Below are 25,559 nucleotides of genomic sequence, written 5' to 3'. Positions count from 1 at the left end.
GCCTCTTACCCTTTGTTGTTAATTACAGCCGGTGCCACAATCTGAACCACCAGCACCGATAACCAGGTTAACCCAACCGGCACAAATACCGCGTCAAGCACGCCCAGCGCCAGAATGAGCAATAAAATGGTGACAAACACTTTCACCGCTTCACCGAGCGCGAAGCTCCAGGCTATACGCCCTTTTGCAGGGGCTTGCGCGCCCAGGCGCCAGGCCAAAATCACAAACAACACGTTTGGCAGCCAGGCTGCCAGTCCACCTGCGATGGCAGATGCGCCCCACGTGAAATCTTTAAGGGCAAAACAGAGCGCGCCGATAACGAGCAAAGTCGCCAGCTGCCATAGCAGCACGGTCCGGGCTAATTTCACACTGTAAAGAGACACTGACATGACGCTGAAATTCTCCTGCCCCGATCGGGGTATGTCGCGTGTCGTATAAAACTGCCTTTGCTCTTTTGAGTCAAGCAGCAAAAAACGAGCAAATTATACGGGCCGCACCTGCGATTTCAATCGATAAGTAGCGAAAAGGTGAACAATTATTTAAATTTCTTTCCACAGCCCTATTTTTGAAAAGTCGCTTTCTGCGAAAACCAACTGTGTATTACAACAATTCCGTCAAATTTCCGCTCACAAAGCGTGCGTTAGATCACAATTCATTAATATATTGCTGACGAAATATGCAGGATTAATCTTAGAAAACCTGCATAACTAAATACTAAAAACGTTATCATTCAACAACATAATAAAAGCAAAATGATATTATGCCCTGAAGAACAATAAAACGCCTAATTTGACATCGCGATTAAAAATTTCGACAACAATATATCGTTACTTTGGTTGAGTGATAAAGTCGATATATTTTCAACAGTGACTATTTATCGCGGTTTTGCTCAAAGATAAGGTGATCACCTTGATAAACATTTGTAAATTTAACGTTAAATATTACAAAAAGTTTCAGATAATGACTACTGGGTCATTTAACGTGAATGCAACAAAAGTGGCCGGGGAATCGTAAAAATAAACAGAATCAAACGGCCATTTTTTAATCAGGACAACCGCGATAAAAGCGCCATCAGGTGACCACCGGATGGCACGAAGAGCTAAAGCGTCTCAATAATGACCAGATGACGCTCACCTTCCAGCTGTGGAACCTTCAGCGCCACCACATCCATAACCTTAAACTGAGGCGGCAAAGCTGCGATTTCTTCCGCTGGATGCTGCCCTTTTAGCGCATAGAAGCGCCCTTCCCTGCCAGGGAGGTGGTGACACCAGTTCACCATGTCGCTCAGTGAAGCAAATGCCCGGCTGATGACGCCGTCAAAAGCGGGCTCGCCGCTGAAGTCTTCCACACGACTCTGTACTGGCTCGATGTTCTGTAAGCCGAGCGAGAATTGAACCTGGCGCAAAAACCTTATGCGCTTGCCAAGGCTATCCAGCAGCGTGAAATGAGCATCGGGACGTACAATCGCCAGGGGAACGCCGGGTAATCCCGGACCGGTGCCAACATCGATAAAGCGGTTCCCGATAAGAGAAGGGTTAACCACAATGCTGTCGAGAATATGGCGCACCAGCATCTCTTGCGGATCGCGAACCGAAGTGAGGTTATAGGCCTTATTCCACTTATGCAGCAGTTCAACATAGCCAATCAGCTGCTGTTTTTGCTGATCGGACAGAGAAATGTTGGCTGCGCTGAGCAGCTGAGTCAGTTTATTAATCACAAGATATTCCAGTTGCTAAAAGCGGGCAGGCGGAGAAGTCACCGCGATCTTGCTCTGCCAGCCGCGAGCGGTCGCCGATGAAAAAATAAGGCGGTTTCCCGCCTTATTATCAGGCGCTTTTACGCAGCAAGCCCTGTTTTTTCAGATAAATAAGCAAAATAGAGATGGCTGCCGGGGTGATACCGGAGATACGTGACGCCTGTCCAATCGAGCCGGGTTTATGATCGTTTAGTTTGGCGATCACTTCATTCGACAGTCCGTTGACGTTGCGATAATCCAGATCCACCGGCAACAGCGTGTTTTCATTGCGCTGCTGGCGATCTATCTCTTCCTGCTGGCGGGCAATATAACCTTCATACTTAACCTGGATCTCAACCTGTTCGGCCGCCTGCGGATCGGCCAGCGCCGGGCCAAAGCCTTCCAGCTCCATCAGGCGCTGATAGGTCATCTCAGGGCGACGCAGCAGATCTTCTCCGCTCGCCTCTTTGGTCAGCGGCGTATTCAGTGCTGCATTTACCTGCTCAACATCAGCAGATTTAGGATGAACATGAATATCACGCAGACGCTGGCGTTCCAGTTCAATGCTTTCCAGCTTTTGATTGAAGCGTGCCCAGCGGGCGTCATCAACCAGTCCCAATTCACGAGCGGTTTCCGTGAGACGCAGATCGGCGTTGTCTTCGCGCAGCATCAAACGATACTCGGCACGTGACGTAAACATACGGTACGGCTCTTTGGTGCCCAGGGTGCACAGATCGTCAACCAGTACGCCAAGGTAGGCCTGATCGCGACGCGGAGCCCAGGTCTCTTTCTCGGCAGAAAGGCGACCGGCGTTCAAACCTGCCAGCATGCCCTGTGCAGCAGCTTCTTCGTAACCGGTGGTGCCGTTGATCTGACCGGCAAAAAACAGGCCCTGAATGAATTTGCTTTCCAGCGTCGGTTTTAAGTCGCGCGGATCGAAGAAGTCGTACTCAATCGCATAGCCCGGACGCACAATCTTCGCATTTTCCATGCCCTTCATTGAGCGCACGATTTGCATCTGTACGTCAAACGGCAGGCTGGTGGAAATTCCGTTCGGATAAATTTCGTTGCTGGTCAATCCTTCCGGCTCAAGGAAGATCTGATGAGCGTTGCGATCGGCAAAGCGCATCACTTTATCTTCGATCGACGGGCAGTATCGCGGACCGATCCCTTCGATTACGCCAGCATACATTGGGCTACGATCGAGGTTATTGCGGATCACCTCATGCGTTTGCTCATTGGTATGGGTGATGTAGCAGGGAACCTGCTGCGGATGCTGCGAAGCATCGCCCATAAACGAGAAAACCGGCATTGGATCGTCGCCATACTGCGGAGCCAGTACGCTGAAATCGATAGTGCGGGCGTCAATGCGCGGCGGCGTACCGGTTTTCAGACGGCTGACGCGTAGCGGCAATTCACGCAGGCGTCGCGCCAGCGGAATAGACGGTGGATCGCCTGCACGACCGCCGCTGTAGTTATCAAGGCCGATATGGATTTTTCCGTCGAGAAAAGTTCCGACCGTCAATACAACGGCACGAGCGCGGAATTTAAGTCCCATCTGGGTAACGGCGCCAACCACCCGATCGTTTTCTACGATCAGATCCTCTACCGCCTGCTGGAAGATCATCAGATTGGGCTGATTCTCCAGCGCAGTGCGTACTGCCTGACGATAAAGTACCCGGTCAGCCTGAGCGCGAGTGGCGCGGACAGCGGGTCCTTTGCTGGCGTTTAGTATCCTAAACTGGATGCCGGCACGATCGATCGCGCTGGCCATCAGGCCGCCCATCGCATCCACTTCTTTCACCAGATGTCCCTTTCCGATGCCGCCGATCGCCGGATTACAGGACATTTGCCCCAGCGTATCGATGTTATGGGTTAACAGCAGCGTTTGTTGACCCATCCGGGCCGCAGCCATAGCGGCTTCAGTGCCTGCATGACCACCGCCAATGACGATGACGTCAAAAGGATCGGGATAAAACATGGGAAATACCTCGTTAGTGTTCGATCAGGGATCATTGCCCTGGGCCGTGGATTCTACTCAAATTCATAGCGTGACGAAAGCGTCGGGATCGCAGGGTATTTAATAGAAGATCTTTATTCTTTAAAGGATCTCTTTGTTAGATCTCTTATTAGGATCGCCGTTTTCTGTGGATAAGGTCTGCTTTGAGAGTCAGATCAATCAGTTGATAAGGATCGTTTGCTGTGAATGATCGGTGATCCTGATCCGTATAAGCTGGGATCTAAATGGCGAGTTATGCACAGAGCAAAAAAGCAACACTGGTTATACCTTGGATAACTACCGGTTATCAGACCCTTTCAAGCCTAGTTATCCACAGTTTACTGAAGGATCCTGGGATAAAAAGAGTGGAAAAAACTGGGGATCGACCGAAAAAAGGGCGGAGATCCCAGCTTTGATCGTACCTTTTACAGGAGTGAGCGCCAGTTCTCTAACCAAACCTCTGCCGGATCTTCCGGGATCTCATGTTCCAGGACATTAATTTCCAGTCGTTCGCCGATGCGTTTTGCCCCCAGGCTAACGATCAACTGCTCAAACTGCTTGATCGCACCGCAAAAAAGATCGTATTCGCGGTTGCCAATGCCCACTGCGCCAAAGCGCAAGCCGGAGAGATCCGGGCGCTGCTGTTCCAGCGCTTCATATAAAGGCTGCAAATTATCGGGTAATTCGCCTGCGCCATGAGTGGAACTGACAATCAGCCACAGCCCCTGCAATGAAAGTTCGTCCAGCGCCGGGCCGTGCAGCGTCTCGGTTGAAAAGCCCGCTTCTTCCAGCTTGTCAGCCAGATGTTCAGCAACATATTCCGCACTGCCAAGAGTGCTGCCGCTAATAAGAGTGATATCTGCCATGGTGCGATCCTGCAACGCGCTGTCATCGAGAGCGAGCATTGTACGCTGTGATCAGGTTGGGATCTACCTGTGGAAAACAGGAAGATTAATGTGGGTTAATGCGTGGATCCGCCTGTCCGGCGCGGTTCCACGATCGGGATAAGTTTATGCACAGATCAGGGCTTGATGGTGCGCATGATCGGGTTCTGTAAGGAGATCAGCGTCTCGGTAGACTGGATTTCGTCAATGGTCTGGATCTTGTTGATAAGCACTAACTGCAGGGCATCGATAGATCGGCACATCACTTTAATAAAGATGCTGTAGTGACCCGTGGTATACCAGGCCTCCACCACTTCATCCAGCGCTTCCAGTTTGGCCAGCGCCGCCGGATAATCGCGGGCGCTTTTTAAAATGATGCCGATAAAGCAGCAGACGTCATAGCCCAGCCGTTTGGGGTCGATCTCTACCCGTGTGCCTTTGATAATGCCGGCCTGACGCATTTTCTCCACCCGTACATGAATCGTGCCGGGACTGACATTGAACTGTTTGGCCAGTTCGGCATAAGCGGTACGGGCATTGTCCAGCAGCGCATTAAGGATACCGCGATCTAAATTGTCGAGTTGTAGCGTTTCTGCCACGGTTAGGCTCCACGGTTGGTTAAGTATTAAAGAGAAGAATAATTCGCTGAGCCGAACAAAAAGTTGCCCGACTGACATGAGGCATCCTACCGTTGCCGACGAGGAAAGCAAAGGCAATCTACCGGTGACGCTAACGCTTCCAGCGACGCAGCAGGCGCTGCTTCAGACCGGTATCGAAGCGCCAGATATAATCGAAAATACGCAGAATGCCTGGCTTACCATGTGCCGACAGGGCGACGGCATGAAAGCGCTGCTGATGCTGCTGTTGGTGATGTTTGATCGTTTTGATCAGCCCATCCGGCAGCCGCTGGGCAATAAAATCAGACAGGATCACCGCATCCGCTTCCCGCCACGCTTCTCCCTGCAAACGTTGCAGCACCGCCTCCAGACAGGCGGCGAGATCGGTACCGCCGCGAAAGCGCTGGTTAAGGAAGCGAATCGCCTGAGCGATACCATCTTCCGCCGTTAGTTCATAGCCCACCACCTCATGCGCAAACAGCATGATATAGCAGCGACGTTTGTCAGCCAGCGCCACTTTGAGCAGGGCCAGACAGAACGCTTTTGCGCAGCGTTCATTAAAGCCGCCCATTGAGCCGGAGGTATCTACGCAGACAATAAAGGGACCGCGCGGACATATTTCCTGTTGCTGATGTTTAACCGGGCGCTGGGTTACTTTTTCATGCCAGCTTTCACCCTGCAGGCGATAGGTCAGCAGACGTTTCTCAACCAGGCGCCGGTAAAATTCCAGCTCCAGCTCGCTGATCCCCAGCGTTGCCAGTTCGGCAGGCAGCAGCCGCAGCACATCTTCGCTCTGATGCAGCCCGTTAACCTCCTCCGGCACGCTGGCAGGCTCGCGCATCTGCTGACGCAGCGCTTCCGGCGGTGCCTCTTGTGCCGGAACCGCTTTTGCGGCGCGACTGCGGCCCAGTTGCTGCGCCAGCTTCATCAGCTCTGGCTGCCCGGCCAGGAACTCGCCATATTCCACCAGCCGCTGATAATCGTGGTGCTGTAACGGCGCGGCGCTCATATCCCACAGACGGCCTGCGCAGGACTCCTGGTTTTCTGACAGTAACGGCGCCAGCTGCCCGCTAAGGGCCATACGTTGCTGCAGTTCAGCCAGCAGCGCTTCCCGCTGTTCCTCTAACAGCTGCTCATTCAGCGTCATGGTTTGCAGCGTCAGACTGAGTCGCCAGCGCTGAAGAAACAGCATGTGCTGCGCCGGGCTTAACCGCTGGCGATCGCTGTTGTCCGCCAGCATTCGGGCCTGTTCCGCAAAAGGCGAAGCCAGTTTTTCGAGGTCGTTGAGCAAAGTAGGCAATGCGGCAGTAAAATGCGGTGGGTCAAGTGTTTGATAGTGCTGAAACAGTTTAAACTCCTGATTCAGTGTAGCAGGCACCGGCGCTGCCTTTAAATGCGCGATGATTTCCGCTCTGCGGCCTGGCATTTCACGCATCAGCGCCTGCTTCATGCCGGGAAAGCTTTCAAAAAACAGTACCAGCTGCGGCGAAGCCATTAGCACAATCACCAGATCTTCGATCAGGTCTCCTTCGCTAATCGACAGCAGCGCGTTGAGCGTATCCAGAGAGATCATCGTCTGGCTTGTTTTAGCTGTTCAGCCACATCCTGCAGGCTATTTTCAATACGGGCCAGCCAGTCGTCGCTGATAAACAGACAGCGCTGATGCTGAGTAAAGAGAGCGCGTTGGTTACGCAGCTGCTCTTCCAGCGCGTCCAGCGCCTCGCTGATTTCCGCCGGTAGCGCCGCATGATCGAGGTCGCCGGGCAACGCCAGCCGGGACGATTGCAGGCTGACGTCGCGCAGCACCAGGCAATCGCTGCTGTCTACCTGCAAATCCAGCGTCTGGGCGAAACCGATGCCGTTCAGTTTACCGCGCACCTCGCCCCCTTTTTGCAGCCACTGTTGCAGGGCATCGTGGGCAATGGTCACATGAGTAACCTGCATCTCATGCAGGACCAGCGGCTGCTGCAGCATTAACGTCAGTATCTCTGCGGTAAGCGAAGCAGGGAGTTCATAGTGCGCTTTGCGGCTAAATCTCCCGCCATGCTTCTTGAGTTGAATTGCCCGATCAAGGCTTTGCTGCTGCGCCAGCGTCAGATGACGCGCTTTAATGCGCTGTAGCTGAATAAGCATCGACTGCTGCTGCCAGGCCTGCTGCGTCATTAACGTGTCGATTTCGCGATCCAATAGCGTCATTGAGGAGAGATCGTGCCACAGGCAATCTTTTAACAGGATCAGATCCACCGGCGCGATAGCCTGGCGGCCGCTGAAAAAGGCGCTGGCCTGCAGCAAATGGATCGCTTTTTTCCAGCGTCTGTCAGAGATATAAGGCGCATCCGGTAACGCTTCCAGCCGCTGACGCAGTTGATAAATCAGTTCGAATACCGGCTCCGGCAGTGCCATCTGCATGATACTGGCCTGCCACTGCTGATACTCTTCATCACTAATGCACAGCGTGCTGTCTACAGGATTCGCGTTTTCATCCTGCTGGTGGATTAACATATTCCGGAAATTTTGCTTTTCATGGACGTTATCCAGCCACAGACGTATCAGCATTCGGTCATAGAGCGCTTCCAGCCCGCTGTTTGCTTCAGGCAGTTCGTTGGAGGCGGTGACCAACAGCCGCATGGGTATCGTTTCTTCGCCATCGCCGTTACGGAAGCGTCGTTCATTGATAGCGGTCAGCAGCGTGTTGAGGATTGCAGGGCCCGCTTTCCAAATCTCATCCAGAAAAACGATTTCCGCATCGGGAAGGTAACCTTTGGTAAGCCGTTGATAACGGCCTTCATCTTTCAGCGCCTGAATGGAAAGCGGGCCGAACACCTCTTCCGGCGTGGAGAAACGCGTCATCAAATATTCAAACGCGCGCGCATGTTGGAAAGCGAATTTCAGGCGGCGGGCAATCAAACTTTTGGCAATGCCAGGCGGACCAAGTAAAAAAACGCTTTCTCCGCTAAGTGCCGCCAGCAAACAAAGGCGAATAGCATGATGACGTTCATATAAGCCTTTTTCTAACGCATTGCTGAGACGAGAAATTCTTTCGGCCAGTAAATGTGGTTGAGCCATAATCAGTCAATTATCCTGTTACTACTGCACACGCAATACCCGATTAGCGAGCGCAAACACTACTGACTATCATGCTTGAATGCGTTGATAGTCGTCAGCTTTTTTATCGTGAAACGGTGAAGCGGCGCTTTTAGTGCTTAAAGATGTCAAAAGCTGCCCAGACTCAGGGGTGGGTTTTTGCAGAAAATTAGGCATACTGTGCGCTTTTTGATGGCTTGAGCCGTGCGCAGAGATGCGTTACTTCGCTCCAACAAAAGATGACATTATGAGCTCTGATAAGAAGCAGCCTCTCGCCGCAGTAACGCTGGCGGCAATAGGTGTGGTTTACGGGGATATTGGCACCAGTCCGCTTTACACCCTACGCGAGTGCCTGTCCGGGCAGTTTGGCTTTGGCGTAGAGCGAGGAGCCGTATTTGGCTTTTTATCGCTGATTTTCTGGTTGCTGATTCTGGTGGTGTCGCTGAAATATATTAGCTATGTCATGCGTGCCGACAATGCCGGAGAGGGGGGAATACTCACGCTGATGTCGCTGGCAGGCCGCAATACCGGCGGACGCGCGACCGCCGTGCTGGTCATTATGGGGCTGATTGGCGGCAGTTTTTTTTATGGCGAAGTCGTAATTACGCCTGCTATTTCAGTGATGTCGGCCATTGAGGGTCTTGAAATCGCAGCGCCTTCGCTGGATGCCTATATTGTGCCGCTGTCGATTACCGTGCTGACGCTGCTGTTTATTATTCAGAAGCATGGCACCGGCATGGTCGGCAAGCTGTTTGCTCCGGTAATGCTGCTGTGGTTTGGCGTACTGGCGGTGCTGGGCGCGCGCAGCATTTTTCATAACCCGGAAGTGCTGCAGGCGCTGAACCCCAGCTGGGCGGTGCATTTCTTTCTTGAATATAAACAGGTCTCTTTCTTTGCGCTGGGCGCGGTGGTGCTGTCGATAACCGGCGTGGAAGCTCTGTATGCGGATATGGGACACTTCGGTAAAATACCGATTCGTCTGGCCTGGTTTAGCGTTGTTCTTCCTTCACTGGTGCTGAACTATTTTGGTCAGGGCGCGCTGCTGCTGGAGCATCCGGAAGCGATTAAAAACCCCTTTTTCCTGCTGGCGCCGGACTGGGCGCTGATTCCCATGTTGATTCTCGCTACATTAGCCACGGTTATCGCCTCACAGGCGGTGATCTCTGGCGTGTTTTCTCTGACGCGTCAGGCGGTACGTCTGGGTTATCTGCCGCCGATGCGCATTATTCATACTTCAGAAGAGGAGTCCGGCCAGATCTATATCCCGGTGATTAACTGGCTGCTCTACTATGCGGTGCTGATTGTGATTATCAGCTTCGAACACTCCAGCAATCTGGCGGCGGCTTACGGTATCGCCGTGACCGGAACCATGATCCTGACGTCGATTCTGGTCTGTACGGTGGCGGTTAAAAACTGGCACTGGAACCGTCTGTTGGTGGGAGCAATCCTGTTAGGGCTGTTGTGTATTGATATTCCGCTTTTCTCGGCCAACCTGATTAAAGTTTTTTCCGGCGGCTGGCTGCCGCTCTGTCTGGGGCTGGCGATGTTTGTCATCATGACCACCTGGAAAAGCGAACGTTTCCGGTTGCTGCGCCGCATGCATGAGCACGGCAACTCCCTTGAAGCGATGATTGCCTCGCTGGAGAAATCGCCGCCAGTGCGTGTGCCGGGCACTGCGGTTTATATGTCGCGCGCGCTGAATGTTATTCCCTTTGCACTGCTGCATAACCTGAAACATAACAAGGTGCTGCATGAACGCGTGGTGCTGCTGACGCTGCGTACCGAAGATGCGCCTTACGTACATAATATTCGCCGTGTGACCATTGAGCAGCTTTCGCCGACCTTCTGGCGCGTCGTAGGCAGCTATGGCTGGCGGGAAACGCCCAATATGGAAGAGATTTTCCATCGCTGTGGTCTGGAAGGACTTAACTGTCGTATGACAGAAACCTCCTTCTTTATGTCACACGAATCGCTGATCATCGGCAAACGTCCCTGGTATCTGCATCTGCGCGGCAAGCTGTTCCTGGCGCTGCAGCGTAACGCGCTGCGCGCGCCCGATCAGTTTGAGATCCCGCCGAATCGGGTGATTGAGCTGGGCACGCAGGTAGAAATCTAGCGCGATAATCTGAGGGCGGTTACGACGGCTTTTGGGTAAATAAATAGGTGAAAAACGTGCCTGCGCGAAGGAGTTCAGGCCGATCGTAAAGACGTAAAAAGCGTCATCCCTGACAGCTCGGCCCGCGCCGTCCATGGCGCGGGACGCTTTACTCTTCTGCCTGAACTCCCCGCGCTTTGCATTTCCGCGTGGTCTGAAAATGTGGTACATCGATTTTTTATGGCTATTTAATATCATCCATAAAGACATCCATATTTTTCTTACGGCAGATCGAACGTCACGCTGAAGCCGCCTTGTGGTCGACTCGCCAGCCGCATCTGCATGCCATGTATCGCGGCGATATGCTGCACGATCGATAACCCCAGCCCGCTGCCTGATTTCTCCTGCCCTGGCGGACGGTAAAAACGTTCGCCGATGCGCTGTAGCGCCTCTTCACTGACGCCAGGCCCGTCGTCGCTAATCTCCAGCTGTTGTTGACGCAGCGTCAGCGTCACCGTGCCGCCGCGACGTCCGTAACGGATGGCATTATCCAGTAGATTACGCAGCAGCAGCGAGAGCAGCAGCGCATGACCCTGACAATGGATCGCGTCGCCCGCCTGGTTTTCCAGCCGCAGGGTAATGCCGGCTCGCTGCGCGACGGCATCCTGCTCTACAATCGCTCGCTGCATTAGCTGCGCCAGATCAACGGTTTCACTTTCCACCAGCGACCGCTGCGCATCCAGGCGAGAGAGCGTTAGCAGCTGATCCACCAGCCGCGTTGCGCGATCGATCCCGGCATCCAGATTAATCAGCGCATGTTGACGCATTTCAGCATCGTCATGCGCCAGCTGTACCACTTCGCTTTGTACCTTCAGCGCCGCCAGCGGGCTGCGTAGCTCATGGGCAGCATCAGAGGTAAAACGCCGTTCGCGTTGCAGCATCTGATGAATCCGTGAAAACAGATCGTTCAGCGCATCGACCATGGGCTTCACTTCAGACGGCAGCCTGGTTGCGCTAAGGGCGGCGGCATCATCCGGTGAGCGGCGCTGAAGCTGGTGGGCAATCTGTTTTAACGGTGCCAGCTCGCGTTGCAGCAGCCATAGCAGCAGGATAAGCATCAGCGGCAACGCAAACAGCCATGGCAGCAGCGTGCTGCGTACCACCGCGCCGGCCATTTCATCACGATATTCCCACTCCTGACCCACCACCACCACATACTGCCCATCGGGCGTATTCAGCCACACCATGCGCCAGAGGTCGTTATCGTCGCGCAGCTTACCGTCGCGAAAACCGCGATAATTGGGCTCAAAAAGAAAATATTTACCCTTGTCGCCGTCGTCAAACACCCGCTTTCCCACACGATTAAAAATGGCGAAAGCCAATGCATCGTCCTCCTGTTGGCCACGATGATCGGACAAGACCTTTTTTGTATCCGGCAGGGCGGAACGGCTCAGATCTGTGGGATGAAGCGTAATTAGCCGCTTAGCAAACAGCATCTGTTGCGTATCAAACAGCTCGTTAATGGTATGACGTGCCTGGAACCAGGCGCTGACGCTCGCCGCTCCCCAGCAGATCGCTGTTAGCAGCAAAAAGCCGCTCATCAGCCGGGCACGCAGGCTCATCTGTTTCATGGCGTTGCCCCCAGCGTATAGCCCACGCCATGCACCGTACGAATAGCAGCGCTGCCCAGCTTTTTACGCAGATGGTGAATATGTACTTCTACCGCGTTACTGGAAACATCCTGATCCCAACTGTAAAGCTTCTCCTCCAGCTGCGCCCGCGTCAGCACCCGTCCCGCATTGAGCATAAACAGCTCCAGCAGCGCCAGCTCGCGCGGTTTCAGTTCGATCAGCACATTATCCAGCGTGACGGTACGCGCAGCGGGATCCAGCGTCAGCGCGCCGTGGGTTAAGGTAGGCTGTAGCTGGCCGTGGCGTCGACGGATCAGCGCCTGCAGGCGTGCCGCCACCTCACTCAGCGCAAAAGGTTTGCAGAGATAATCATCCGCGCCCTGCTGCAATCCTTCTACTCGCTGCGCCACCGCATCGCGCGCGGTTAAAATCAGTACCGGAATATCTTCGCCGCGGCTACGCCAGCTGCGCAAAATATCCATACCGTCGCGCTGTGGCAGGCTGAGATCCAGCACAACGGCATCATAGGTGGCTGACTTCAGCGCCGCCATTCCCTGCTCGCCATCTATTATCCAGTCAACGCTAAAACCCAGCTTGCCCAGCCCGGCTTTGATGCCATCACCAATTAAACGATCGTCTTCAATTAACAGAATACGCATGGGGTTTCCCCGATCTCTCTCACTGTCGCCGTTATACGGAAAAAACGCTTCGCTTGTACAGAAGAAGGGGGCAAATGTTGCGACCAGACAACAAACGCATAAAAAAATGGTGCCACTTAAGATCCTGTTAAGAACCCTGTGCTGTACTTAGAAGCATCTATCCGAGCCATTAACAAACGAGGGAAATTCAATGAAGCAGCATGTTGCAATGGTTGCGATTGTCGCTCTGTTCACAATGCCGGCACTGGCGGCGCAGACCGGTGGTTTTGTCGATCCGAACGCACCGAAAACTCAGACTCAGACTCAGAAAGGCGGCTTTAAAGGTCCACAAAATGTGGTCACGGTAAAAGAAGCCAAAGAGATGAAGGATGACAGCTGGATTACCGTACGCGGCAATATTGTTAAGCGCCTCAGCGACGATGACTATCTGTTCCAGGATGCAACCGGCACACTTTCAGTGGAGATCGATGAAGCAGACTGGAAAGGCCAGAGCGTAAGTCCTGGAGATAAAGTTGAGCTACAGGGCGAACTGGATAAAGCCTTTAACGATGCGCAGCTGGAAGTTAAACAGGTACGTAAAATCCAGGGTTAAGCATTAGCGTTCAGCTGCTGCGTTAGCGTATCCAACAAATGCTGCAACGTTGGCGAACGATCCCAGCGTCGCCAGGCCAGCGCAATATCGGTGGTCAGCGACGCTTCCTGACAGGGATGGAAGCTGATATCAGGCATTGCGACGCAGCTGAGCGATTGCGGCACCAGCGCAAAGCCAAACCCGGCTGAAACCATGCCGATAATCGAGGAGAGCTGCGGCGCATACGGCCCGGTTTGCGGCTGAAAGCCCGCCCGTACACAGGCGCTGATAATCGACTCATACAGACTGGGCGCTATCTCCCGTGGAAACATTACTATTGGCGTATCGCTGAGCTGACTTAGCGAAATTTCCTGCTTTGTGCTGAGCGGATGAGCGTTATGCAGGACAATTTGCATCTTTTCGCTGGCGATCAGCTTGAGGTTAAAGGCCTTGCTGGTTTCACAGGGCAGGCGAACAAAAGCGGCATCCAGTAATCCCTCCTGAAGATCCTGCATCAGTGAAGACATACTGGCCTCACGTGGCAACAGCGTTACCGAGGGAAACTGTTGTTGAAAAGTCTGTAGCAGGCGGAAAATATCCTGATGAAAGGCCACCGAGCTGGCAAAACCCAGCGACAGCTTACCCGTAACGCCCCGCGCAATGCCTTTCGCTTTTTCCAGCGCATGTCCGGTTAAATCAAGGATCTGACAGGCATCCTGATAAAACGCCTCCCCGGCCTCGGTGAGTTCCACGCCTCGCGTCAGCCGCTTTAGCAGCGGCGTCCCTATCTCTCGCTCCAGACGCAATATTTGCTGGCTTAACGGCGGCTGAGAAATCCCCAGCATCTCAGCCGCGCGAGTGAAGTTACGCGTCTGCGCAACGGCGACGAAATAACGAAGATACCGTAGTTCCATATCTAAAACGTCTCAAAGTGAAGGGCTTTCTGTATTGGATTCTCCCACTGAATCGCGCGAACATATAGTTAAACAGTGTTAACCTTTTGTGCGGAGGGGAGAATCATGTCACATTCTGTAACTGATTGTTCGTGCGAGAAACAGCTTGCTGAAACCATCAGTGCGCTGCGCGAAGAACAACCAGAAAGCGTAATCTATCAGACCTCGCTGATGAGCGCTCTGCTGAGCGGCGTTTATGAAGGTTCGAAAACCATTGCCGATCTGCTGAAGAAAGGAGATTTCGGCCTGGGAACCTTTAATCACCTTGATGGTGAGATGATCGCTTTTAACAGCAACGTATATCAACTCCGCGCCGACGGCAGCGCCAATGCGGCCCACCCTGATCAGCGTACGCCGTTTGCCGTAATGACCTTTTTCCGTCCGCAGTATCAGCATCGTTTTAGTGGCGTTGCCGATCGCGATGCGGTGCATGAAATCATTAATCAGCAGATCGCATCCGATAACCAGTTCTGTGCGTTGCGCATTGATGGTTGTTTTCACCAGGTTCAGACGCGTACCGTGCCCTGTCAACATCGTCCTTATAAACCGATGATGGAAGCTATTGAACAACAGCCAACCTTCCATTTTAACCAGCGCGATGGCGTATTGATCGGCTTTCGCACGCCGCAGTATATGCAAGGCATTAACGTAGCAGGCTATCACGAACACTTCATTACTGATGACCGTCAGGGCGGCGGTCACGTACTCGATTATAGCCTGGAGTCTGGCGTACTGACCTTCGGTGCCATTAGCAAGCTGGTAGTCGATCTGCCGGACGATCGTGATTTCTTACAGGCCAATCTCAACCCGGACGATCTCGACAGCGCCATTCGCGCCGTAGAAAGCTAAATCCCGCCACAGGAGAAAAAATGAAAAGCGATATGCAGAAAGAATGGGCGCACGGCGCCGATTTGGTTGTCGCCCAGCTGGAGGCGCAGAGTGTTAAACAGGTGTTTGGTATTCCCGGCGCTAAGGTTGATAAAGTTTTCGACTCGCTGGTGGACTCCTCTATTCAAACCATTCCGGTTCGCCATGAAGCCAACGCCGCTTTTATGGCCGCAGCGGTAGGGCGTTTAACTGGTAAAGCGGGCGTGGCGCTGGTTACTTCCGGCCCCGGTTGCTCTAACCTGATCACCGGCATGGCGACGGCAACCTCTGAAGGCGATCCGGTGGTGGCGCTGGGCGGCGCGGTAAAACGTGCGGATAGCGCCAAGCTGGTGCATCAAAGCATGGATACCGTTGGTATGTTCCGTCCGATCACCAAATATGCGGTAGAAGTGGGCGCGCCGGATGCGCTGGGTGAAATCCTTGCCAACGCCTTTCGCTATGCAGAGCTGGGTCGCCCTGGCGGCGCGTTTATCAGCCTGCCGCAGGATATCGTGGATGGACCGGTACGCGGTAACGTGCTGACGCCAGCAGGCGAGCTGCTGCTTGGCTCTGCGCCAGACTGCGCCATTAACCACGTCGCTGATAAAATCGCGAAAGCGAAAAACCCAATTATCCTGCTCGGCCTGATGGCCAGCCAGCCGAAAAATGCCAAAGCGCTGCATCGTCTGCTGGAACGCAGCCATATTCCGGTCACCAGCACCTATCAGGCAGCCGGTGCCGTATCGCAATCGCATTTCTCACGCTTTGCCGGTCGTGTGGGACTGTTTAATAACCAGGCGGGGGATCGCCTGCTGCTGCAGGCAGATCTGATTATCACTATCGGCTACAGCCCGGTGGAGTATGAACCTGCGAAATGGAACAGCGGTAACGCCGAGCTGGTGCATATAGATGTACTGCCTGCGGAAACCGACAACTGTTATCAGCCAGATGCCGAACTGATTGGTGATATCGCCGCCACGCTGGATAAGCTGGCCGCACGTATTGAGGCGCCGCTGCATCTTAGCCCTGAATCCGCAGATATCCTGAAAGATCGTCAGCAGCAGCGTGAGCTGCTGGCGATGCGCGGTCACCAGCTGAACCAGTTTGCCCTGCATCCGCTGCGTATAGTGCGCGCGATGCAGGACATCATTAACAGCGACGTGACGTTGACTGTGGATATGGGCAGCTTCCATATCTGGATTGCCCGTTACCTTTACAGCTTCCGTGCCCGCCAGATCATGATCTCCAACGGTCAGCAGACCATGGGCGTTGCGCTGCCGTGGGCGATTGGCGCGTGGCTGGTGGATCCGAGCCGTAAAGTGGTATCGGTCTCCGGCGATGGCGGTTTTATGCAGTCGAGCATGGAACTGGAAACGGCGGTGCGCCTTGGCGCCAACGTGTTGCACATCATCTGGGTCGATAACGGTTACAACATGGTGGCGATTCAGGAAGAGCAAAAATACCAGCGTCTTTCCGGCGTGACGTTCGGCCCGATCGATTTCAAAACCTACGCAGAAGCCTTTGGCGCAGCAGGATTCGCGGTGGAAAGCGCCGATCAGCTGGAGCCAATATTGCGCCAGGCGATGGATGTACAGGGACCTGCTGTGGTTGCGGTGCCGGTAGATTATGCCGACAACCCCAAACTGATGGGGCAGCTGCATCTGAGCCAGATCCTGTAATACCCCTTTATCAACTCAGCAAGGAGCAGTTATGGAAAGCAAAGTTGCATTAGTGACCGGTTCCGGTCAGGGCATCGGTAAAGCCATTGCCCTGCGGCTGGCGAAAGATGGATTTGCCGTCGCGGTAGTGGATTACAATGCGGAAACCGCACGTCAGGCTACCGAGGAGATTACGCGGCAGGGCGGTAAAGCCATTGCGCTGCAGGCGGATGTCTCCGATCGCGATCAGGTATTTGCGGCAGTTGAGCAGGCCCGGCAGCAGCTGGGTGGATTTGATGTAATCGTCAATAACGCGGGCGTTGCGCCTACCACGCTGATTGAAGATATTACGCCGGAAATTGTCGATAAGGTTTACAACATCAACGTGAAAGGGGTTATTTGGGGCATTCAGGCGGCGGTCAAAGCCTTTAAAGCGCTGGGGCACGGCGGCAAAATTATCAATGCTTCTTCGCAGGCGGGCCACGTAGGGAACCCGGAGCTGGCCGTTTACAGCTCCAGCAAGTTTGCCGTACGCGGTCTGACCCAGACAGCCGCACGCGATCTTGCGCCGCTGGGCATTACCGTAAACGCCTATTGTCCCGGCATTGTAAAAACGCCGATGTGGGATGAAATCGACCGTCAGGTTTCAGCTGCTGCAGGCCAGGCTCCGGGATACGGCACCGCTGAGTTTGCTAAACGCATCACGCTGGGCCGTCTTTCCGAACCGGAAGATGTTGCTGCCTGCGTCGCGTTCCTGGCAGGCCCGGATTCCGATTATATGACCGGCCAGGCGTTGCTTATTGATGGCGGTATGGTCTTCAGTTAATCCGCTGATACGGGCCTTAACCGGCCCGTTTCTTTACCTAAATCAAATTTCCTCACCCGCCAGCGAAACGTTTCGATAGCGATCACAATTCTGTTACCTTTCTGTTGTCAACACCCCCGATTTTTCTGAAACTCCGGTTTGGCGAAACGTTTCGCTCAGGAGCGCATCATGAAAAAAGGCACCTTACTTAACGCGGAAATTTCTACGGTTATCGCTCGTCTTGGGCACACCGACAGCCTGACAATTGGCGATGCCGGACTGCCCATTCCCGCTGGCCCGCAACGGATCGATCTCGCGGTAACGCATGGCATTCCCAGCTTTTTACAGGTCGCGCAGGCTGTTACGCACGAAATGCAGGTGGAAAGCGCCATTATTGCTGAAGAGATCCGTACGCATAACGCCAGGCTGCACGACGAACTGATCGCGCTGCTGGAAGTGCTGCAACGTCAGCAGGGCAATGACATCACTATCGCCTATGTTCCTCATGAACAATTCAAAACTTTAACGCAACGGAGCCAGGCGGTCATTCGCAGTGGGGAATGTACGCCCTACGCGAATATTATCCTGACCGCCGGCGTGACCTTCTGAGGCTGCTATGCAACCGCTACTGCAACTAAAAGGCATCGAAAAATCATTCCCGGGCGTAAAGGCGTTAAATGGCGCTGCGCTTTCCGTTTATCCAGGCCGGGTGATGGCGCTGGTAGGCGAAAACGGCGCGGGCAAATCCACCATGATGAAAGTGCTGACCGGTATCTATAAACGTGATGCCGGATCGTTGCAGTGGCTGGGTGAAGAGACGCACTTCAGCGGGCCGAAAGCGTCACAGGAAGCAGGCATCGGCATTATCCATCAGGAGCTGAACCTGATCCCACAGCTCTCTATCGCCGAGAACATTTTCCTGGGCCGCGAGTTTGTTAATGGTTTTGGCCGTATCGACTGGAAAAAGATGCACGCCGAAGCGGATGCGTTGCTTAAACGCCTTAATCTGCGCTTTAACAGTCATCGTCTGGTGGGCGACCTCTCTATCGGCGACCAGCAAATGGTTGAGATTGCTAAAGTTCTCAGCTTCGAGTCAAAAGTGATCGTGATGGATGAACCCACCGATGCGCTAACCGATACCGAAACAGTATCGCTGTTTCGGGTGATCAATGAACTCAAAGCGCAGGGCTGTGGCATTGTTTATATCTCTCATCGCATGAAAGAAATTTTTGAAATTTGCGATGACGTCACGGTTTTCCGCGACGGTCAGTTTATTGCCGAGCGCAGCGTCGATACGCTAACAGAAGCCTCGCTGATTGAAATGATGGTGGGACGCAAGCTGGAAGATCAATATCCACGGCTGGATAAAGCGCCAGGTGAAATTCGCCTGCAGGTAGAAAACCTCAGCGGGCCGGGTATTGATAATGTCAGCTTTACGCTGCGCAAAGGCGAAATCTTAGGGGTGTCCGGACTCATGGGCGCTGGCCGTACCGAGCTGATGAAAATGCTGTACGGCGCGCTGCCGCGTAGCGCCGGCAAAGTGGTGTTAAACGGGCGCGAAATTAACGTTCGTACGCCGCAGGACGGCCTGGCTAACGGCATCGTTTATATTTCGGAAGATCGTAAACGCGACGGCCTGGTGCTGGGTATGTCGGTGAAAGAGAACATGTCACTAACCGCGCTGAGCTATTTCAGTAACGGCGCCGGCGCGCTAAAGCACAGCGCCGAACAGCTGGCAGTCAGCGATTTTATTCGTCTGTTTAATATCAAAACGCCGGGTATGGAGCAGACCATCGGCCTGCTTTCCGGCGGTAATCAGCAGAAAGTCGCCATTGCCCGCGGTTTGATGACGCGACCCAACGTACTGATCCTTGATGAGCCCACGCGCGGCGTGGATGTCGGCGCCAAGAAAGAGATTTATCAGCTGATCAACCAGTTTAAAGAGGAAGGGCTGAGCATCATTCTCATCTCTTCTGAAATGCCGGAAGTGCTGGGAATGAGCGATCGCATTCTGGTTATGCATGAAGGCCGCCTGAGCGGCGAGTTTTCCACTGAACAGGCCACGCAGGAAGTCCTGATGGCTGCCGCCGTAGGCAAGCAACACAGCGAGGAGTTAGCACATTTATGAGTACCCAAACCTTACCAGCCCGCCGCCGCTGGTTCAGCAAGGCCTGGCTGCTGGAACAAAAGTCGCTAATTGCTCTGATTGTGCTGATTGCCGTCGTTGCCAGCCAGAGCCCGAACTTTTTTACCGTTAATAACCTGTTCAATATTCTGCAGCAGACCTCGGTAAACGCCATTATGGCGGTGGGTATGACGCTGGTTATTCTGACCTCCGGCATCGACCTTTCCGTTGGCTCGCTGCTGGCGCTAACCGGCGCGGTAGCGGCATCACTTGTCGGGCTGGAAGTTAATGCGCTGCTGGCCGTGGCCGCTGCACTGGGGCTGGGGGCAGCGATTGGCGCGGTTACCGGCACCATAGTGGCGAAGGGCAAAGTGCAGGCCTTTATCGCCACGCTGGTAATGATGTTGCTGCTGCGCGGCGTGACCATGGTTTATACCGACGGCAGCCCGGTGAATACCGGCTTTAATGAGAATGCCGATCTGTTTGGCTGGTTCGGTATTGGTCGTCCGCTGGGGATCCCTACGCCGGTATGGCTGATGGCGGTGGTGTTTTTGGCAGCCTGGTACATGCTGCACCATACGCGTCTGGGGCGTTACATCTATGCATTGGGCGGCAATGAAGCGGCAACCCGTCTCTCCGGGATCAATGTTAATCGCGTAAAAGTGATCGTCTATGCGCTAAGCGGCATGCTGGCAGCGCTGGCGGGCACCATTGAAGTGGCTCGCCTCTCCTCGGCGCAGCCAACCGCAGGCACCGGCTATGAGCTGGACGCCATCGCAGCGGTTGTGCTGGGTGGAACCAGTCTGGCTGGCGGCAAAGGACGCATTATGGGCACGCTGATCGGTGCGCTGATCCTTGGCTTCCTGAATAATGGTCTTAACCTGTTGGGCGTCTCTTCCTACTATCAGATGATCGTCAAAGCGGCGGTGATTTTGCTGGCGGTGCTGGTGGATAACAAAAGCAGTAAATAGCGCTTACCTCTAAGGATATAAAGATGAAAATGAAAAAACTCACGGCAATTGCAGTACTGCTTGGCGCTACGCTTAGCGCCAATGCACTGGCTAAAGATACCATCGCGCTGGTGGTTTCAACCCTGAATAACCCCTTCTTTGTCTCGCTGAAAGATGGCGCGCAGAAAGAAGCCGATAAGCTGGGTTACAATCTGGTGGTTCTGGATTCGCAAAATAATCCGGCGAAAGAGCTGGCAAACGTTCAGGATCTGACCGTTCGCGGCACCAGGTTGCTGCTGATCAACCCAACCGACTCAGATGCGGTGGGAAATGCAGTTAAAATGGCAAACCAGGCCAATATTCCGGTGATTACCCTGGACCGCGTAGCGGCGCAGGGCAAAGTGATTAGTCACGTGGCGTCAGATAACCGCTTCGGTGGGAAAATGGCCGGTGACTTTATCGCGAAGAAACTGGGTGAGGGCGCAAAAATTATAGAGCTGCAGGGTATTGCCGGGACTTCCGCCGCGCGTGAACGTGGTGAAGGTTTCAAACAGGCTGCCGATGCGCATAAATTCCAGATCCTGGCCAGCCAGCCTGCCGACTTCGATCGTACCAAGGGCCTGAACGTTATGCAGAACCTGCTGACGGCGCATCCGCAAGTGCAGGCAGTGTTCGCGCAAAACGATGAAATGGCGCTGGGTGCGTTACGAGCATTGCAAACTGCCGGTAAATCTGATGTGGTGGTCGTGGGCTTCGACGGTACCGATGATGGGGTTAAAGCCGTAGAAGGCGGCAAACTGGCCGCGACCGTGGCGCAGATGCCGGAGAAAATTGGTCAGGTAGGCGTACAGATCGCTGATAAAGCGTTAAAAGGCGAGAAAGTACAGGCTATCAATCCGGTCGATCTGAAGCTGGTCACCAAATAACAAAGAAAAGCATGGCAACGCGCCACCGTTCAGGTGGCGCACTTTTCTGGATGAACCCCGAATGACGCAATCCGCTAAACTCGCTGTACTTGGCAGTATTAATGCCGATCATATTCTTAATTTGTCACAGTTTCCGCGGCCCGGTGAAACGGTGATCGGGAAACAGTACCAGGTTGCTTTTGGCGGTAAAGGCGCAAATCAGGCGGTGGCCGCTGGCCGCAGCGGCGCAGATATCGTTTTTATCGCCTGCGTGGGTGCTGATGATATTGGCGAACGTATTCGTCAACAGTTAGCTGCTGACCGCATCGATACCTCTCCTGTTTCTGTGATTGACGCCGCTACGACTGGCGTAGCGCTTATCTTTGTTAACAGCGAGGGCGAAAACAGCATTGCTATTCATGCCGGGGCGAACGCTGCGTTGACGCCAGAGGTTGTGGCGCAACATCAACAGGTAATTGCCGATGCTGCCGCATTACTGATGCAGCTGGAGTCACCGCTGGAAAGCGTGCTGGCGGCGGCGAAAATTGCCCGGCAGCATGGGACGCGCGTGATCCTTAATCCCGCGCCGGCGACTGTTTTGCCGGATGAGCTGTTGGGGCTGGTGAATATGATCACCCCAAATGAAACCGAAGCGGAAATGCTGACCGGCATTGCGATAAAAAGCGATGAGGATGCGGCCCGCGCCGCCGCCGTGCTGCATGAAAAAGGCATCGCACAAGTGCTGATCACGCTCGGTAGTCGTGGCGTCTGGCTTAGCGAAGAAGGTGCAGGGCAGCGCATTCCTGGCTTTCGCGTTCAGGCTGTGGATACCATTGCCGCCGGAGATACCTTTAACGGCGCGTTGATTACCGCACTGCTGGAACAGCAGCCGATGCCGCAAGCGGTGCGCTTTGCCCATGCGGCGGCAGCGATTGCCGTAACGCGTTCCGGCGCGCAGCCATCCGTGCCCTGGCGCGAAGAGATTGACCGCTTTTTACAGCAGCAGGGGTAAGCGGATTGGCTACCATGAAAGATGTCGCCCGTTTAGCGGGCGTCTCGACCTCAACGGTCTCGCACGTTATTAATAACAGCCGCTTTGTAAGTGAAGCGATCAAAGAAAAAATTGAAGCGGCCATTCTCGAGCTAAACTATGCGCCCTCGGCCCTGGCGCGCAGCCTGAAGATCAACCAAACCCACACCATTGGTATGCTGCTTACCGCCAGCAGTAACCCTTTTTATGCTGAAGTGGTGCGTGGCGTGGAAAACAGCTGCTATGAACGCGGCTACAGTTTGGTGTTATGTAATACCGAAGGTGATGAAGAACGCATGAATCGCAGCCTTGAAACGTTGCTGCAAAAGCGTGTTGATGGTTTGCTCATCATGTGTACCGAAAGTCATCTGCCTTCTGCCGATATCCTGACGCGTTACCCTGGCATTCCTTCGGTAATGATGGACTGGGCGCCCTTCGACGGCGGCAGCGATATTATTCAGGATAATTCACTGCTCGGCGGTGAGCTGGCGGCCAACTATCTTATTGCGCGCGGCTATACGCGTATCGCCTGTATTGCCGGGCCGCTGGATAAAACCCCGGCGCGGCTGCGGCTGGAAGGGTTTAAACAGGCGATGACAGCAGCCGGCCTGCCTTTACCGCCAGAGTATGTCATTAATGGTGATTTTGAATTCCAGGGCGGTTTCAACGGCATGAACGCATTGCTGGCCTGTAAATCACGCCCGCAGGCGGTATTCACCAGCAATGATGCGATGGCCGTTGGCGCGTATCATGCGCTCTATCAGGCGGGGTTACGCGTCCCTGAAGATATGGCGGTGATGGGATATGACGATATTGAACTGGCGCGTTATATGACGCCGCCGTTAACGACAATTCATCAGCCAAAAGATGAACTGGGCGAGCTGGCCATCGATACGTTAATTCATCGGCTCAAATCGCCCGGCGGCAGCCAGCAAAGGCTGGTGCTGACGCCGGAGTTGATTGAACGTCAGTCAGTCGCGCAACGTTAAGCCTTTTTACGGCGCTTTTCACGATCGCTAATCAGGTGACGGCCATCACCTGGTTTTAACAGCATAAATACCAGCGCCGACAGAACGGTGACCACGCCCATGGTCAGAAACGTCGAGTGAAACTGTTCAACCGTAGTGCCGCCAAAGTTCTCATAGAAGCGCAGTACCGCAGCGCTCACCGCGACGCCGAAACCGATCGCCAGCTGCTGCGTTACCGCTAACATACTGTTGCCGCTGCTGGCATTCTCATCGGTAAGATCGGCCAGCGTAATGGTGTTCATGGCGGTAAACTGCGTTGACATCGCCATCCCCAACAGAAACAGCGGCAACAGCAACACGTAAATCTGTTCGCCCGGTGACTGCAATGCAAAGCTGGCAATAAACAGGCCGATAATTGCGGTAATGGCAACCAGCGTAGTGCGATAGCCCAGCCTGCGTAACACGCTGGTTACCGTCGATTTCGCCAGCATAGAGCCAATCGCCGTCGGTGCCATCATACAGCCTGCGATAATCGCTGAGTAACCAAAGCCCACCTGCAGCATTAGCGGCATAAGAAAAGGAACGCATCCGGTGCCCAGTCGGGAAGCGACATTTCCCAGGATGCCGATTGAAAACGTGCGGGTCTTAAACATTGGCAGACTAATTAGCGGGGTGGGATGACGTCGCGCGTGCGCTATATAAAGCAGCAGTAAAAGGATACCACTCAGCAGAACGGCAACAGCAATGGTACTGGCGACAATTTTCTCTCCGAATAACTCAATGCCGCATGAAAGCAGCACCAGGCCGAAACCGAACAGGATAAAGCCCAGCGAATCGAAGCGACGACGCGGCGTTGTAAAGTCCGGCATATATTTGCGTGCGTAGACAATACCAAGAATGCCGATAGGGATGTTTATCAGGAAGATCCAGTGCCAGGAGGCATAGGTAACTAAAATGCCGCCAAGCATAGGGCCGACCACGGGACCGACCAGACCGGGCAAGGTAACAAAGTTCAGCACCGGCAATAGCTCGCTGCGCGGATAGGCCCGTAATAAAGCAAGGCGTGCCACTGGCATCATCATTGCTCCGCCAACGCCCTGGATAATACGCGAGATGACCAGCACCATGAGCGAGCCGGAAAGCGCGCAGATCAAAGAGCCAAAGGTAAAAAGAGAGACAGCAACGATAAAAACCTTACGGGTACCGTAGCGATCGGCCAGCCAGCCGCTGACTGGAATCAACATCGCCACCGTCAGGGTATAGCTGATAACCGCAGACTGCATAGCAAGTGGAGAACGCTGGAGACTGTTGGCGATAGCCGGGAGAGCGGTATTCAATATTGTTGCGTCCAGTGACTGCATGAAAAAAGCCATCGCAGCAATCCAGGGAAGCCCGGCCATACTGCGCGCAGATTTGATCATTAAGCATCCTTCTTCTTTATTGTTTACGTGGCCAACAACAAAATCGGCAGAGAAATAGAGAATAGCATCAGCCGAAGCCGGGCACTTCGCCAAAAACGGGCAAAACAACGCGGGGTTCTGGTTGCGAGATATACAATTAGCGGTGTTTATTCAGGCTATTGGCGAAAAAAGAAACGCTTGGCTATTTTTTTTTAAATTAGCACTTGCGAGCTTCAGAGAACTCCCTATAATGCGCCTCCACTGACACGGCACAGCGGCTTACGCAGCGTCGAGTCAGGCGATTCAGCAAGATGAATCGCCGGAGAAAAACTTCTGAAAAAGAAGTTGACTCTGAAAGAGGAAAGCGTAATATACGCCACCTCGCGACAACGGTATCAGGTACCGGTCGCACCGCTCTTTAACAATTTATCAGACAATCTGTGTGGGCACTCACGGACGGGATATCGCAAAAACTATTGCAGTATCAAGTCTCAGAGTGAACACGTAATTCATTACGACGTTTTTCTTTGAGCATCAGACTTTTAAATTGAAGAGTTTGATCATGGCTCAGATTGAACGCTGGCGGCAGGCCTAACACATGCAAGTCGAACGGTAACAGGGAG

At 53.7% G+C, this 25,559-nt stretch carries 22 protein-coding genes and 1 rRNA gene; 12 read left to right on the top strand and 11 right to left on the bottom strand.

The window, feature by feature from the left end:
- Positions 1–5: 5 nt before the first annotated feature.
- The 7 genes from atpI to ravA all read right to left on the bottom strand — a co-directional run bounded on the left by atpI (position 6) and on the right by ravA (position 8,301).
- Entirely contained in the window at positions 6–389 is a 384-nt protein-coding gene (gene atpI, locus ACQE32_RS10745) for a F0F1 ATP synthase subunit I (RefSeq protein WP_085069186.1), read from the bottom strand.
- Between the two features lie 710 nt (positions 390–1,099).
- On the bottom strand, positions 1,100–1,717 hold the full coding sequence (rsmG, locus tag ACQE32_RS10740; RefSeq protein WP_426973766.1) for a 16S rRNA (guanine(527)-N(7))-methyltransferase RsmG: 618 nt from the start codon (positions 1,715–1,717) through the stop codon (positions 1,100–1,102).
- A 109-nt stretch (positions 1,718–1,826) separates the two neighbouring features.
- The gene (mnmG, locus tag ACQE32_RS10735; RefSeq protein WP_250651262.1) at positions 1,827–3,716 is read right to left on the bottom strand and encodes a tRNA uridine-5-carboxymethylaminomethyl(34) synthesis enzyme MnmG; all 1,890 of its coding nucleotides are present in this window, start codon (positions 3,714–3,716) and stop codon (positions 1,827–1,829) included.
- A gap of 443 nt (positions 3,717–4,159) precedes the next feature.
- On the bottom strand, positions 4,160–4,600 hold the full coding sequence (gene mioC / locus ACQE32_RS10730; RefSeq protein ID WP_426973765.1) for an FMN-binding protein MioC: 441 nt from the start codon (positions 4,598–4,600) through the stop codon (positions 4,160–4,162).
- Positions 4,601–4,755: 155 nt separating this feature from the next.
- Positions 4,756–5,217 (bottom strand): transcriptional regulator AsnC, encoded by a 462-nt coding sequence (gene asnC, locus ACQE32_RS10725; RefSeq protein WP_085069191.1) that lies wholly within the window; start codon positions 5,215–5,217, stop codon positions 4,756–4,758.
- A 130-nt stretch (positions 5,218–5,347) separates the two neighbouring features.
- The gene (gene viaA, locus ACQE32_RS10720) at positions 5,348–6,808 is read right to left on the bottom strand and encodes an ATPase RavA stimulator ViaA (protein WP_426973764.1); all 1,461 of its coding nucleotides are present in this window, start codon (positions 6,806–6,808) and stop codon (positions 5,348–5,350) included.
- A complete protein-coding gene (gene ravA, locus ACQE32_RS10715; RefSeq protein ID WP_426973763.1) occupies positions 6,805–8,301 on the bottom strand; it encodes an ATPase RavA in 1,497 nt (498 codons plus the stop codon). Before ravA ends, viaA begins: the two co-directional genes overlap by 4 nt.
- Before the next feature lie 265 nt (positions 8,302–8,566).
- Here ravA and kup point away from each other — a divergent pair, with 265 nt between their 5' ends.
- Positions 8,567–10,435, top strand: a complete 1,869-nt coding sequence (gene kup / locus ACQE32_RS10710) for a low affinity potassium transporter Kup (protein WP_250651258.1) — start codon at positions 8,567–8,569, stop codon at positions 10,433–10,435.
- Positions 10,436–10,695: 260 nt separating this feature from the next.
- On the opposite strand, the gene qseC is transcribed toward kup, so the two are convergent.
- The gene (gene qseC / locus ACQE32_RS10705) at positions 10,696–12,045 is read right to left on the bottom strand and encodes a quorum sensing histidine kinase QseC (protein ID WP_427021770.1); all 1,350 of its coding nucleotides are present in this window, start codon (positions 12,043–12,045) and stop codon (positions 10,696–10,698) included.
- The gene (gene qseB / locus ACQE32_RS10700; protein WP_426973761.1) at positions 12,042–12,704 is read right to left on the bottom strand and encodes a quorum sensing response regulator transcription factor QseB; all 663 of its coding nucleotides are present in this window, start codon (positions 12,702–12,704) and stop codon (positions 12,042–12,044) included. Before qseB ends, qseC begins: the two co-directional genes overlap by 4 nt.
- Positions 12,705–12,894: 190 nt before the next feature.
- Between qseB and ACQE32_RS10695 the strand changes: the two genes are divergently transcribed.
- Entirely contained in the window at positions 12,895–13,296 is a 402-nt protein-coding gene (locus tag ACQE32_RS10695) for a YgiW/YdeI family stress tolerance OB fold protein (RefSeq protein ID WP_426981462.1), read from the top strand.
- Here the strand turns inward: ACQE32_RS10695 and ACQE32_RS10690 are convergent.
- Entirely contained in the window at positions 13,293–14,189 is an 897-nt protein-coding gene (locus ACQE32_RS10690) for a LysR family transcriptional regulator (protein ID WP_426973759.1), read from the bottom strand. The genes ACQE32_RS10695 and ACQE32_RS10690 overlap by 4 nt on opposite strands.
- Positions 14,190–14,294: 105 nt before the next feature.
- On the opposite strand from ACQE32_RS10690, the gene budA reads away from it, so the two are divergent.
- From budA to rbsR, 9 genes are all read left to right on the top strand, one after another.
- Positions 14,295–15,077, top strand: coding sequence for an acetolactate decarboxylase (gene budA / locus ACQE32_RS10685; protein WP_427021769.1), 783 nt, complete (start codon positions 14,295–14,297; stop codon positions 15,075–15,077).
- A 20-nt stretch (positions 15,078–15,097) separates the two neighbouring features.
- Positions 15,098–16,774: an acetolactate synthase AlsS gene (gene alsS, locus ACQE32_RS10680; RefSeq protein ID WP_426973757.1), complete on the top strand. Its 1,677-nt coding sequence runs from the start codon at positions 15,098–15,100 to the stop codon at positions 16,772–16,774.
- Between the two features lie 31 nt (positions 16,775–16,805).
- Positions 16,806–17,579, top strand: coding sequence for a (S)-acetoin forming diacetyl reductase (locus ACQE32_RS10675; protein ID WP_427021768.1), 774 nt, complete (start codon positions 16,806–16,808; stop codon positions 17,577–17,579).
- Positions 17,580–17,747: 168 nt separating this feature from the next.
- Positions 17,748–18,167 (top strand): D-ribose pyranase, encoded by a 420-nt coding sequence (gene rbsD / locus ACQE32_RS10670; RefSeq protein WP_426973756.1) that lies wholly within the window; start codon positions 17,748–17,750, stop codon positions 18,165–18,167.
- A gap of 7 nt (positions 18,168–18,174) precedes the next feature.
- The gene (gene rbsA, locus ACQE32_RS10665) at positions 18,175–19,686 is read left to right on the top strand and encodes a ribose ABC transporter ATP-binding protein RbsA (RefSeq protein ID WP_426973755.1); all 1,512 of its coding nucleotides are present in this window, start codon (positions 18,175–18,177) and stop codon (positions 19,684–19,686) included.
- Positions 19,683–20,654: a ribose ABC transporter permease gene (gene rbsC, locus ACQE32_RS10660; RefSeq protein WP_085069212.1), complete on the top strand. Its 972-nt coding sequence runs from the start codon at positions 19,683–19,685 to the stop codon at positions 20,652–20,654. Before rbsA ends, rbsC begins: the two co-directional genes overlap by 4 nt.
- Before the next feature lie 23 nt (positions 20,655–20,677).
- Complete coding sequence (gene rbsB, locus ACQE32_RS10655) at positions 20,678–21,559, top strand: ribose ABC transporter substrate-binding protein RbsB (protein ID WP_426973754.1); 882 nt, start codon at positions 20,678–20,680, stop codon at positions 21,557–21,559.
- Between the two features lie 61 nt (positions 21,560–21,620).
- Positions 21,621–22,550 carry a ribokinase gene (rbsK, locus tag ACQE32_RS10650; RefSeq protein WP_427021767.1) on the top strand — a complete coding sequence of 310 codons (930 nt, stop codon included), beginning with the start codon at positions 21,621–21,623 and terminating at the stop codon, positions 22,548–22,550.
- Between the two features lie 5 nt (positions 22,551–22,555).
- Positions 22,556–23,557 carry a ribose operon transcriptional repressor RbsR gene (gene rbsR, locus ACQE32_RS10645; RefSeq protein WP_237172462.1) on the top strand — a complete coding sequence of 334 codons (1,002 nt, stop codon included), beginning with the start codon at positions 22,556–22,558 and terminating at the stop codon, positions 23,555–23,557.
- Here rbsR and mdtD read toward each other — a convergent pair.
- On the bottom strand, positions 23,554–24,957 hold the full coding sequence (gene mdtD, locus ACQE32_RS10640; RefSeq protein ID WP_426973752.1) for a multidrug transporter subunit MdtD: 1,404 nt from the start codon (positions 24,955–24,957) through the stop codon (positions 23,554–23,556). The two genes, rbsR and mdtD, sit on opposite strands and share 4 nt — an antisense overlap.
- A 523-nt stretch (positions 24,958–25,480) precedes the next feature.
- Between mdtD and ACQE32_RS10635 the strand changes: the two genes are divergently transcribed.
- Positions 25,481–25,559 (top strand): 16S ribosomal RNA (locus tag ACQE32_RS10635); the annotation flags it as partial.

The sequence above is a fragment of the Pantoea sp. FN0302 genome, assembly GCF_050113775.1.
In the GTDB taxonomy this organism is placed as follows: domain Bacteria; phylum Pseudomonadota; class Gammaproteobacteria; order Enterobacterales; family Enterobacteriaceae; genus Mixta; species Mixta alhagi.
This window is presented reverse-complemented; position numbering and strand designations above follow the sequence as displayed.